Genomic DNA, 12372 nt, shown 5'->3' with positions numbered 1-12372 from the left:
ACTTTTTATGCGGTATGCTCGCGGATTCTGGCAATCGCAGAAAAGATCAGGAATGCCAGCAGGTTCACGATTACGACCGTCGCTCCGGCAGGGGAGGACAGGAAAAACGAGAGGGACATGCCAAGAAGGAAGCATACCACGGAAAGAACCGCGGAGCAGATTACCACGCTCTGGAAGGTATGGCAGAGACGCATCGAGGTCAGTGCCGGGAAAATCAGCAGGCTGGAGATCAGAAGTGCGCCCATCATGCGCATGCCGAGCACGGTTGTGATAGCGGTTAAGAATGCCAGCAGCATGTTGTAAACCTCTGCGCGGACACCGGTTGCTTTGGCAAATGTCTCGTCGAAAGTGACGGCAAAAATACGGTTGTAATACAGGACGAACAGGAGCAGCACGACGATGGAGAGCACCACGGAGAGAACGACGTCCTCATCACTCATCGCAAGGATGCTTCCGAACATGTAGTTGTTGACATCGGTGTTCATGCCGCTCGACCACGAAACCGTGATGACACCGATCGCAAGCGCAGAGCTTGAAATCAGGCCGATGGCGGCGTCGCCTTTGATCTTGCTGGATTCGTTCATGCGGAGCAGCAGAAAGGCGGCAAGCACGACGACAGGGATTGTGAAGGCAAGCGGAGCAAAACCGAGTGCCGTTGCAATCGCAAGAGAGCCGAATCCGACATGGGAGAGGCCGTCGCCGATCATGGAGTAGCGCTTTAACACGAGGCTGACGCCAAGCAGTGCGGCGCACAACGAGACGAGAATACCGACCACAAGGGCACGCTGCATAAACGGATAAGAAAGCATTTTCAGCAGATTCGAAATCATAAGTCGGCACCTCCTAAAAACTGTTTTCCAGCCTCGGTTTTCAGATACTCGTTCGTCGGGCCGAAGAAGACCTGCTTCTGGTCGAGCTGGAGAATGTGCGTTGCGTCCGGCAGAATATTGCGGATATCGTGGGAAACCATGATGATCGTAACGTTCTGCTCGCGGTTGATGCGGCGGATGAGCTGGTACATTTCGTTTGTCATGACCGGGTCAAGGCCAGTGACCGGCTCGTCGAGGAGCAGCAGTTTCTTTGTGGCGCAAAGCGCACGAGCGAGAAGCACACGCTGCTGCTGGCCGCCGGAGAGATCACGGTAGCATCGTTTCTTTAATGGAAGGAGGTCGAGAAGCTCCATATTGCGGAGCGCGTCCTCTTTGTCTGCCTTTGTGTAAAACGGCGGGAAATGCGGGTGGTTCTGCCGGCCGGACAGCACGACTTCCCAGACGCTCGCCGGGAAATCCTTTTGTGCGGCGGTCTGCTGCGGCAGATAGCCGATTTCGCTTGGATGAAGCCCGTCGCCGGTTGTGATCGAGCCGGTGGACGGATTTTTTAAGTGAAGCAGTCCCTTGATCAGAGTACTTTTTCCGGAACCGTTCTCGCCCACAATACAGAGGTAGGAGCCGGCTTCCAGGGCAAAGTTGACATCGGTCAGGACCGGGATGCCCTCGTAGGAGAAGGTGACATCACTGCAGGTAAGTAGAGCCATTTAGTTTAAAGCCTCCTTTAATGCGGAAACGTTCTGTTCCATGAGGGAGAGATACGTAGCGCCGCTTTCGAAATCATCTTTGGATACATTGTGACAGGAATGAAGCAGCAGCTTTTTCGCGCCGGTCGCCTCACAGATGGAGTCCGTCATTTGTTCATTGGACAGCTCGGTGTGGAAAACGACGGGAATCTGTTCTTCCTTGATTTTATCAATTAAAAAAGAAAGGGTTTTGGCACTTGCCTCGGATTCCGAGGAGCAGCCGGGAAACGCCGCGTAGTAGTCGAGGCCGTAGGTGTCCGCAAAGTAGCGGAACGGGAAACGGTCGCCGAAAACAATGGTATGGCGGCTTGCAATTGCGGTGACATCGGAAAATTCCTCATCGAGGGAGGCAAGCGAAGCAAGATACGAGGCGGTGTTTGCCTGGTATTCATCCGCATGCTCCGGGTCGAGGCGGCAGAGGGAATCGCAGAGTTTCTGGACAATCCGCATCGCATTTTTCGGCGAAGTCCAGACGTGCTCGTCCTGTTCGCCGTGGGATTCGTGCGCATGATCATGGGAAGATTCGGCGTCGTGTGCGTCTTCGTGATCCGCATCCTCGTCCTCATGGTCGTGTGCATGGCCGTGGGTCTCCATTCCCTCGACCGTTTCCTCGGCAACGGTGTCGACGCAGTCCATCAGCGTCACCACCTCTTTGTTCGAGGTATCGACAGAATCGAGAATCGTTTCGACCCAGGCATCGGAATCGCCGCCGACGTAGACGAAGAGATCACATTCGGAAACCGTAATCATATCGCCCGGTGTCGGTTCAAACGAGTGACTTTCCGCACCCGGGGAAAGCAGCATGTGGAGATCGAGATGATCGCCGCCGATGGCGCGCAGAAAATCATACTGCGGAAAAATCGTAGCCACGGCGGAGAGTTTCGTGTTCTCCTGGGAATCCGCCGTCTCTTTTGAGGATCCCGCACAGCCCGTCAGAAGAAGGAGGGCAGGAAGGAGGAGAAGGCGTAACGTTTTTTTTGAAAAAAATGTCATGATACTCCTTTCTGAAAGAAAACACGGAGGCATTCGAAAAAGCTCCGTATCAGACTGTTTCGTGACAAATGCCGCAGGAGTGGGAAGCGGCAGACGGGAACAAATGTCCCCGAAAAAAGATCAGTTATCATCATATAGCAGGGAGGATTCATTTGTCAAGGAAAGGAAAACCAGTTATAGAAAAGAGGGAAAAAAACTGCCTTTCCCTGTAAAAAAGAAAGGCAGTTTTGAGAAAATTTCTTGATTTTAGGATACCCGGCGGAACTGTGCCTGGTAGAGCTGGTAGTACGCGCCCTGTTTTGCCATCAGTTCGTCGTGGGTTCCCTGCTCGAAAATCTTTCCGTGGTCGATCACGAAAATCCGGTCCGCATTTTTAATAGTAGAAAGACGGTGCGCAATGATGAACGAGGTACGGCCCTTCAACAGGCTTTCGATTCCCTGCTGCACCTGAATTTCTGTCTGTGTGTCGATGCTGGACGTCGCCTCGTCGAGAATCAGAATCCGCGGATCGGACACCATCGTTCTGGCAAAGGCGAGAAGCTGGCGCTGGCCGTTGGAAAGACGGGCACCGCGCTCGCTGATCTCGGTGTCGTAGCCGTCCGGCAGTTCTATGATAAAGTCATGGGCATGCACGGCCTTTGCGGCGGCAATGATTTCTTCCTCCGTGGCATCGAGCTTTCCATACGCAATGTTGTCGCGGATCGTGCCGGAGAAGAGAAAGTTGTCCTGGGTCATAACGCCCATCTGGGCACGCAGGCTGTTGATGGAGACATCCGTCAGGCTGTAGCCGTCGACGCGGACCGTTCCAGAAGTAATATTGTAAAAACGGCTGATCAGATTGACAATGGTCGTCTTTCCAGCGCCGGTCGGGCCGACGAGTGCGATCGTCTCACCGGGAGCCGCTGTAAAGCTGACATCCTTTAAAACCAGCGTGTCCGGATCATCGGAGTAGGCAAAGCTGACGTGGTCGAACGTTACTTCTCCTTTGATCGGCGGCAGTTCTGTGACGCCAGGCTTGTCGGCAACCTCCGCCGGTGTGTCGAGGATCTCAAAGATTCGCTCCGCAGCGGAAAGGTTCGTGATCAGCTTGTTGTAAAAACCGGCCAGGTTCTGGATCGGATCCCAGAACATCGTCAGATACATCGCAAACGCCGTGAACGTACCGATCGGAACGGCATCCACGCCGAGTACGGAAATACCGATAAAATACAGAAGAAACGTTCCGATGCCCCATGTCACTTCGATCACAGCGGAAAAACCATCCGCCAGGCGGACCGCATGGATGAAGGAGTTCTGATGCTCAAGAAGAAGCCGGTCAAACTCGCCCTGCGATTCCTGCTCTGCGGTAAAGCTCTTGATGATGCGGATACCGGAGAAGTCCTCGTGGATATACGCCGTAACATTGGAAGATTTTTTTCGGAACGTCTGCCATCTCTTGTGTGCGACGATCTGAATAAAATACATGCCGATAGCGATCAGCGGCAGCACGAGAATCGCACTTAAGGAGAGCCAGATGTTTTTGATCATCATGATCACCAGAATGGCGATGATCGTGAGAATGTTTGGAATCAGCTTTGTGACACCGTCGTTCAGCACATCCTTTAACGAGTTGACATCGCCGATGATGCGCGCCAGGATCTTTCCGGCCGGGCGGGTATCGAAAAAGCTGAAGCTTAAGGTCTGGATATGCGTGTAGAGCTCGTCACGGATTTCCAGAAGAATGTTGTTGGTAATGCGCGCCATCAGAAGCATCCGCAGGCGGACACCGGCCGCGTAAACCAGGTTGATCACAACCATGAATACGCAGAGGGCAACAAGCCCACGCCAGTCTTTCTGCGCAATATTGACGTCGATGGCGTACTCCAGGAGCAGCGGGTTCACAGTGGAAATCGCGATGGTAACGGCGAGAACCACGAGAACGACGGCAACCTGGCGTTTATAATTTTTTAAGTAGGAGAAGAGGCGGCGGATGGTCGCGCTCTTTAAGACCTCTTTCTGCTCTTCATCTACTTTACTGGAATTGATAGCCATAATCGTATTGTTCCTCTCTTAACGGGTAAGTAAATACAGAAGTTGTCGGGTAACAGATTAAATTGAATTAAGCATTGGCAGGAAGTGCCTGCTCGAGGGCTGCCTTTGCTTTATGGTAATCACCGTACTGAGCCTCCCAGGTGGAGTAGTACAGGCCTTTCTGTGCCATCAGACTCTCATGCGTGCCGCGCTCGGCGATGCGTCCGTGATCGAGATACAGGATCTCATCGGCATTCTGCACTGAAGAAATGCGGTGGGCAATGATGATCTTGGAAACATCTTTTTTCTCGGCGAGATGGCTCTGGATCTCGTATTCGGTCTCCATATCGAGCGCCGAGGTGGAATCATCCAGTACGAGGATCGGAGCCTGTTTTGCCAGGGCGCGTGCGATGGAAAGACGCTGCTTCTGACCGCCGGAAAGTCCCATGCCGCGCTCGCCGATGACCGTTTCGTACTGATCGGAAAGGTGATCGACGAACTCGGAAGCACACGCAGCGGAGACGGCGTTATGTACCTCTTCGGATTTCATTGTGCTGCGGCTGCCGAGGCGGACATTCTCAGAAATCGTGTCTGAGAACAGGAAGACGTCCTGCATGACGACGGAAGAAGTATCGCGCACGGTGCGCAGCGGCAGGGTGCGGATGTCGTGGCCGTCGAGACAGATGGAACCGTCGGTGACATCGTAAAAACGCTCGAGCAGATTGACGATGGTTGTTTTTCCGGAACCCGTCATACCCATGATGCCGAGTGTGTGGCCCTGCTTTAAGGTAAAGTCGATATCCTGCAGAATCGGTGTGTCATGCAGGGAGAAATCGACGTGATGGAATTCCAGGTCACCCGGAAGTTTTGAAAGCTCCACCGGATTTTCCGGTTCTGCGATCTGCGGCTCCTCTGCGAGAATTTTGTTCAGCTTCTTGTTGGAAGCAATCGCAGAAGCGAAGCAGTTGCCGAGCCAGCCGACGTTTTCGATCGGCCAGGTGATCTTGGAGGTGTACTCCATAAAGGCCGTTAAAACACCGAGCGTAATGCGTCCGTGGATGACACCGTAGCCGCCCGCGAGAAGGACGAGCACGCGCATCAGCTTCGTAAGAAACGAGATGGCGGGATCGTATTTCATCAGGACGCGCGCCTGATCCATGTTGAGATCGCAGTATTTCTGATTGTGTTTCCGGAATTTTTTGATCTCATACGGTTCCCGTGCAAAGGATTTGACGGTGCGGACACCGGCGAGATTTTCCTGTGCAACGGTATTCATGACGGCGTTTTCCTCGCTGATCGCATCGTAGACACGGTCGAGTTCTTTTTCGAGGCGGATTGCGATGCCTGCGACGAAAGGAAGGATCGCCACGGAGACGAGTGTCAGCGGCAGATCCAGTTTGACCATACTGACCATTGCCATCATGATACAGATCAGGCCTTCTAAGATCAGCATGCCGGCAAAGCCGAGGATATCCCAGATCCGGTCGACGTCATCGCGCACGCGGGCGAGGAGTTCGCCGGTATTGTTTTTGTCAAAGTATTCCACCGAAAGCCGCTGGACGTGGCGGAACAGGTTGTCCCTCATCTGGCTGGCGACGCGGACGCTGCTGACATCGAATAAAAATTCTTTGATGTACTGAAACAGGGCTTTTGCGGCACCGATCAGAAGAAAGGCGGCAAGGTATTTCCAGAGCAGTTCCATTTTGTGACTGACCAGCACGTCATCCACGATGTGCAGCGTGACAAGCGGCGCGAGCATATCGAGAAAGACACTTAAGGCCATGGAACCAAAAGCGAAAACGTAGTAGTACCAGTTCTGGAGCAGGTACTTACCGATTGGATTTTTCTTCATGAATGTTAAAACCTCCTCATTGATGTCGTTTGGGTGTCTGGCAGAACATAGGCTTTCAAAAGCTCCGTAAGTGTGGGAACGGAACAACGGGAAACGAAAGCGAAGGCTGCGTTTGTATATAAAAGAAGGGAATCGATGCGGTAAGAAGACCGCGGAATCTGCCTGCCGGAAACGGAGCGAAGCCGGAAAGAACGGTTTCGTACTGTTTATAGCAATAAAAAAAGCCGCAGTATCGACGTACCGCGCCTTCTGTGCGAAATAGCAGGCATAAAGAATGCATAGAGATTTGTTATGCAGAGTTAATGCTTACAAAGAATTTCGAAAGAAGGGCAGCCACCTGGTTTGATCGCCATACGAAGTTTATTCTGTTTTACGCTGGATGCATAAATAAGATTGATCATAAGTGGTGTTCTCCTTTCATGATTTTTTCTGCCGCATCTGATCGAACACGACAGCTTATGGTTCTAAGCTACTCCTGTTTTCTGGATTTGTCAATTGTTATTTTCAAAAATTAAAAAATAAAAGCTGCAAAAGGTATGAAAATTGCGAATTTGGGTAGCTGTTTCGGGGAATATGCGATATAATAAACGAGAGTATAAGCGGAAAAATCACAAGCTAACATGTGAAACGAGGGGACAAAAAGATGGAAAAAATAATTGCAGGCCTGGTGCAGATGGATTCCGGGCCGGATATGAATGAAAATATGCGTATGGCCGAGCAGTATGTGCGGGAGGCGGCGGAACAAGGAGCGAAGCTGATTCTTTTCCCGGAGACCGCAGAATACACGGGAGCAGACATGCCGGGCCACGCAAGTGCAGTGCCGGGCTACGTAAGCCGCCGGTTTTCCAGCCTTGCCAAACGGTACGGTGTCTATCTGCACTGCGGCAGCATGACGGTACGGCGCCATCCGGGGCGTCCGTCCAACACGTCGTTTCTGTTCGGACCAGATGGAGAAACGATTGCAGAATACAGCAAAATACATATGTTTGACGTAAATATTCCGGGCAGTGTCTCCTGCGAAGAATCACGCGAGATCTGCCCGGGAAATGAAATTGTTCTTGCGGACACGGCGCTTGGCCTGTTCGGCATGAGCATCTGCTACGATATCCGCTTTCCGGAACAGTACCGGCTGATGGCATCCTCCGGAGCAGATGCATTTCTGATAGCGGCGGATTTTACGAAAGCAACGGGAGAGCGCCACTGGGAAGCACTGCTGCGCACGCGCGCCATTGAAAACGGATGCTACGTGCTCGCCGCCAACCAGTGCGGCCAGAAAGCGCGGTTTGAGGCGTACGGCCATTCCATGATCATTGCGCCGGACGGCGAAATTCTTGCGGAGGCAGATGATACCCCGCAGGTACTCATCGCAGAGCTGGATCCGGAAGTGCTGGAGCGGACAAGAAATGAAATCCCGTCTCTGGAAAACAGGAGAGACGATCTTTACCGTGTAAGCTCGGGAAACGTACGGATTTATGAAGAATAAAAATGCAGGGAGGAAATAAGAAGATGGATCAGTTTATACAGTATACCCCGACGGAAGTCGTGTTCGGAAAAGAGACCGAAAACCAGGCAGGCGCTGAGGTAAAGAAATGGGGCGGCACAAAGGTGCTCGTCGTTTACGGAGGCGGAAGTGCAAAACGGAGCGGTCTTCTGGAACGAGTGGAAGCATCTCTTGCAAAAGAGGGCCTTGCCTTTGAAGAGCTTGGCGGCGTAAAACCAAACCCGAGACTTGCCCTTGCCGAGGAGGGTGTGAAAAAAGCAGTGGAAATGCAGGCAGACTTTATTCTTGCCGTCGGCGGCGGAAGCTCGATTGACACCGCAAAAGCCGTTGCGCATGGAGCTGCAAATCCGGCGGAGGCACTCTGGGATATCTGGACGAAAAAAGTACCGCTGACAAAATCTCTCCCGGTAGGAGCGGTTCTGACGATACCGGCAGCCGGAAGCGAGATGAGCGATTCAGCCGTTCTGACAAACGAGGCAATCGGCAAAAAGGCCGGCATCAACACGCCGTTCAACCGCTGCAAATTTGCCATCATGAATCCGGAGCTGGCAGCAACCCTGCCGAAATACCAGATTGCCTGCGGCGTAACCGACATCATGATGCACACGATGGAGCGCTATTTCATTCCGGAGAGCCAGTGCGAGATGACGGACGAGATCGCAGAGGGACTCCTCCGTACCGTAATCAAAAACGGACCGAAGGTTCTGGAAAACCCATCCGATTACAATGCGATGGCGGAAATCATGTGGTGCGGAAGCCTGTCACACAATGGACTGACGGAGTGCGGACGCGGCAAAGATTTTTCGGTACATAAATTCGGCCATGCGTTAAGTGCAAAATACGATGTAGCACACGGCGCATCCCTGGCGGCAGTCTGGGGTGCCTGGGCGAAATACCAGTACGATGAGGAGACGGTTCTCTGGCGGTTTGCACGGTTTGCAGAAAAAGTCTGGGGCATCACAGAGGGAAGCGATCACAAACGGGCAACGGAAGGCATTGAGCGCACAGTAGCGTTCTTCCATTCGCTCGGCATGCCGACCTCCCTGCATGAGCTTGATATCCCGAACCCGTCGGATGAGGATCTGCGTGCCCTTTCCATGGATGCAACACAGCAGGACACTGTAAAACTGTCCCGCATCCGCAAGCTGGGCGCACAGGAAGTATATGAGATTTACCAGATGGCGCGATAAAAGGAGGAAAACCAGATGGCAAAAAAGAAAATCGCAGCACTGCTGATCGCAGCGGCCGTTGCGGCGGGAGGCTGGGCGCTTCCGGCAAGGGTAAGCGCAGCAGAAAATGACGGCACGGCCGTAACCTGGCAGCAGGATGAGACGGAAAGTTCCGAGCAGAATTCGGATGAGGAAGCGGCAGCGCAGGAGCAGAGCGGTACTTCGGAAAACGAGATGCCGGCTGTTACGATTCCAGGTGAGGACAACGAACAGGAGCCGGAAGAGAAACTTCCTGCCGGCTGGGTGAAACAGGAGGACGGAAGCTGGAAATACAGAAAAGAGGACGGCACGATGGCCGCCAGCGAGTGGATCACCCATCTGAACCGGAGATATTATCTGAATGCAGACGAAATCATGTGCACGGGTCTTTCGATGGTCAACGGAAAGCTCTATTATTTTGAGAGCTGGGGCGGAGCCGGATACAAAGGCTGGAAAAAAGTCGGCGGGGCATGGTACTATCTGAACGAGGACGGAAGCGTCAAAACGAATGAATGGTTCGTTCACGACAAGAGAACATACCATGTAGATGAAAACGGTGTGATGAGCACCGGACTGCAGAAGATTGACGGAACGCTCTACTACTTCGAGAGCTGGGGCGGAGCCGGATTCCAGGGCTGGAAAAAAGTCGGCGGAACATGGTACTATCTGAATGAGGACGGAAGTCTCAGAACGAATCAGTGGTTTGTGCATGATAAAAGAACGTACCATGTAGACGCAGACGGTGTGATGAGTACCGGCTGGCAGACGATTGACGGCGTTGATTATTACTTTGAAAGCTGGGGCGGCATGCGCGTGAACGCCTGGGCGGCCAAGGGCAGTGACTGGTATTACATGGACAGCAACGGAACCCCAAAAGGGGAAGGCTGGCTGCTGTATGACAAGAACTGGTATTATCTGAGGCAGGACGGCAAAATGATGCACAGTGAATGGCTGTGGTATGATAATAACTGGTATTACCTGCAGAGCTGGGGCGGCATGTATAAGAGCCAGTGGGTAACGATCAAAGGCGCAACGTATTACTTCCGGAGCTGGGGCGGTATTTACAAGAACGGCTGGCAGGAAGTGGACGGAAAAACGTATTACTTCCGAAGCTGGGGCGGCATCTATAAGGATACCTACATCGACGGCTATTACGTTGATAAAAACGGTGTCCGCCGGAACAGCAAAAATATCTGCGTGGCAATCGACGCAGGACACCAGAGAAGAGGAAACAGCGAGAAAGAGCCGATCGGACCGGGATCATCGACCTATAAGGCGAAGGTTGCTTCCGGAACATGCGGTGTGGCAACCGGCATCAATGAGTATGAGCTGAACCTTGCGGTATCCTTAAAGGTACGCGATATCCTTGAGGAGCGCGGCTACGATGTTTACATGATCCGCGAGACGCACGACGTCAATATCAGCAATTCCGAGCGTGCAAAACTTGCCGCGCAGAACGGAGCAGACATTCTCGTGCGTGTACACGCGAACGGCGATTCGAACCAGTCGGTTTACGGAGCACTTACGATGGCACCGAGCAGCAGAAATACGTATCTTTCCGGTGATGTGGTCAGCAAGAGCCAGAAGCTCTCCCAGAAGATGATCGCAGCATTCTGCAAAGACACCGGTGCGAAGAACCGCGATGTGATTTACACCGATTCCATGAGCGGCATCAACTGGAGTACCATTCCGGTCACGATCATTGAGCTTGGCTTCATGAGCAATCCTTCCGAGGACCGTTTGATGGCAACCGAGGATTACCGAAACAAGATGGCACAGGGAATTGCGGACGGAATCGACGCATATTACGAATAAACAAAGGGATCTGCCTGAAATGGGCGGGTCCTTTTTGCATGCAAAAAAAGAAAGCGGAGCGAGTCCGCTTTCTTTTGGGAATCCATAGGATCAGATCTTATTTGTTGTTGTTTTTCTCCAGCTCCTGCATTTTCATCGCACGAACCTTCAGCGGCAGACCGAACAGTGTGATGAATCCGTCTGCATCGTGGTGATCGTAGAGATCGCCGGTGGTGAAGGAAGCAAGAGACTCATTGTACAGGCTGTACGGAGAAGACTCGCCGGCTTTGATGATGTTGCCTTTGAACAGTTTGAATTTTACTTCGCCTGTTACATATTTCTGGGTGACATCAACGAATGCCTGGATTGCCTCGCGCAGAGGAGTGTACCATTTTCCTTCGTAAACAACCTCAGCAAGCAGGTTTCCGAGATCTTTCTTTGTTTTCAGGGTCTCACGGTCGAGAATCAGCTCCTCTAACTGCTCATGTGCAGCCATCAGGATGGTTCCGCCAGGAGTCTCATAAACACCGCGGGATTTCATGCCGACAACACGGTTCTCAACGATATCAACAATACCGATGCCGTGTTTTCCGCCCAGCTTGTTCAGCTCGGTGATGATTTCAGAAACTTTCATTTCTTTTCCGTTTAAGGTCTTCGGAACGCCGGCCTCAAAGGTCATGGTTACGTACTCGCCTTCGTCCGGAGCTTTTTCCGGAGGAGTGGTCAGTACGAGAAGATCGTCGTAGTTCGGCTCGTTGGACGGATCCTCAAGCTCAAGTCCCTCATGGCTGATGTGCCACAGGTTACGGTCACGGCTGTAGCTGTGGTTTGCATCAAACGGAAGGTCGATGCCGTGTGCTTTACAGTAAGCCAGCTCGTCTTCACGGGACTGCATGGTCCATACATCGGTCATTCTCCAAGGAGCGATTACTTTGATATCCGGAGCAAGGGCTTTGATGCCGAGCTCGAAACGGATCTGGTCATTTCCTTTACCGGTAGCGCCGTGGCAGATGGCAACAGCACCTTCTTTTCTTGCGATCTCAACGAGTTTCTTTGCGATAACCGGACGTGCCATGGAAGTACCGAGCAGGTATTTGTTCTCATAAACAGCGCCTGCTTTTACGCACGGCATGATGAAGTCTTCACTGAACTCGTCGATAACGTTTTCGATATATAATTTGGAAGCGCCGGAAAGTTTTGCTCTCTCATCGAGGCCAACCAGCTCGTTTCCCTGGCCGCAGTCGATGCAGCAGCAGATTACTTCGTAGTCAAAGGTCTCTTTCAGCCACGGAATAATGGCAGTAGTATCAAGTCCGCCGGAATAGGCAAGTACAACTTTTTCTTTCATAATGTAAGATCCTCCTTGGATTTCTCGTGCACCTATATGCGCGGTGCATCGTCAATGACTAAAATATACATCATACGACAGGATTATGCAAGC

General features: G+C 52.3%; 10 protein-coding genes. 4 read left to right on the top strand and 6 right to left on the bottom strand.

Features of this window, described 5'->3' with window-relative positions; all coding sequences use genetic code 11:
* Nucleotides 1-5: 5 nt before the first annotated feature.
* From DXD02_RS03130 to DXD02_RS03120, 3 genes are read right to left on the bottom strand one after another with little or no spacing between them, the layout of a single operon-like run.
* On the bottom strand, nucleotides 6-830 hold the full coding sequence (locus tag DXD02_RS03130) for a metal ABC transporter permease (RefSeq protein ID WP_117801495.1): 825 nt from the start codon (nucleotides 828-830) through the stop codon (nucleotides 6-8).
* Nucleotides 827-1534, bottom strand: a complete 708-nt coding sequence (locus tag DXD02_RS03125) for a metal ABC transporter ATP-binding protein (protein WP_117804114.1) — start codon at nucleotides 1532-1534, stop codon at nucleotides 827-829. Before DXD02_RS03125 ends, DXD02_RS03130 begins: the two co-directional genes overlap by 4 nt.
* Nucleotides 1535-2443 (bottom strand): metal ABC transporter substrate-binding protein, encoded by a 909-nt coding sequence (locus tag DXD02_RS03120; protein WP_243106389.1) that lies wholly within the window; start codon nucleotides 2441-2443, stop codon nucleotides 1535-1537. It lies immediately after the preceding gene.
* A 13-nt stretch (nucleotides 2444-2456) separates the two neighbouring features.
* Between DXD02_RS03120 and DXD02_RS15560 the strand changes: the two genes are divergently transcribed.
* Complete coding sequence (locus DXD02_RS15560) at nucleotides 2457-2810, top strand: hypothetical protein (RefSeq protein WP_173815799.1); 354 nt, start codon at nucleotides 2457-2459, stop codon at nucleotides 2808-2810.
* A gap of 2 nt (nucleotides 2811-2812) precedes the next feature.
* Here the strand turns inward: DXD02_RS15560 and DXD02_RS03110 are convergent, their stop codons facing one another.
* Both DXD02_RS03110 and DXD02_RS03105 read right to left on the bottom strand, forming a co-directional pair.
* Nucleotides 2813-4597: an ABC transporter ATP-binding protein gene (locus tag DXD02_RS03110; RefSeq protein ID WP_117509516.1), complete on the bottom strand. Its 1785-nt coding sequence runs from the start codon at nucleotides 4595-4597 to the stop codon at nucleotides 2813-2815.
* Nucleotides 4598-4664: 67 nt separating this feature from the next.
* Entirely contained in the window at nucleotides 4665-6428 is a 1764-nt protein-coding gene (locus DXD02_RS03105; RefSeq protein ID WP_055218593.1) for an ABC transporter ATP-binding protein, read from the bottom strand.
* A gap of 643 nt (nucleotides 6429-7071) precedes the next feature.
* On the opposite strand from DXD02_RS03105, the gene DXD02_RS03100 reads away from it, so the two are divergent.
* From DXD02_RS03100 to DXD02_RS03090, 3 genes are read left to right on the top strand one after another with little or no spacing between them, the layout of a single operon-like run.
* On the top strand, nucleotides 7072-7911 hold the full coding sequence (locus DXD02_RS03100; RefSeq protein ID WP_118666369.1) for a carbon-nitrogen hydrolase family protein: 840 nt from the start codon (nucleotides 7072-7074) through the stop codon (nucleotides 7909-7911).
* 23 nt (nucleotides 7912-7934) lie between these two features.
* Complete coding sequence (locus DXD02_RS03095) at nucleotides 7935-9119, top strand: iron-containing alcohol dehydrogenase (RefSeq protein ID WP_117509611.1); 1185 nt, start codon at nucleotides 7935-7937, stop codon at nucleotides 9117-9119.
* A 15-nt stretch (nucleotides 9120-9134) separates the two neighbouring features.
* Nucleotides 9135-10952 carry an N-acetylmuramoyl-L-alanine amidase gene (locus DXD02_RS03090; protein ID WP_118666368.1) on the top strand — a complete coding sequence of 606 codons (1818 nt, stop codon included), beginning with the start codon at nucleotides 9135-9137 and terminating at the stop codon, nucleotides 10950-10952.
* A 97-nt stretch (nucleotides 10953-11049) separates the two neighbouring features.
* Here DXD02_RS03090 and DXD02_RS03085 read toward each other — a convergent pair whose 3' ends face one another.
* Nucleotides 11050-12282: an argininosuccinate synthase gene (locus DXD02_RS03085; protein ID WP_055218598.1), complete on the bottom strand. Its 1233-nt coding sequence runs from the start codon at nucleotides 12280-12282 to the stop codon at nucleotides 11050-11052.
* Nucleotides 12283-12372: the final 90 nt, after the last annotated feature.

The sequence above is a fragment of the Blautia sp. TF10-30 genome, assembly GCF_003481245.1.
In the GTDB taxonomy this organism is placed as follows: Bacteria; Bacillota; Clostridia; order Lachnospirales; family Lachnospiraceae; genus Fusicatenibacter; species Fusicatenibacter saccharivorans.
This window is presented reverse-complemented; position numbering and strand designations above follow the sequence as displayed.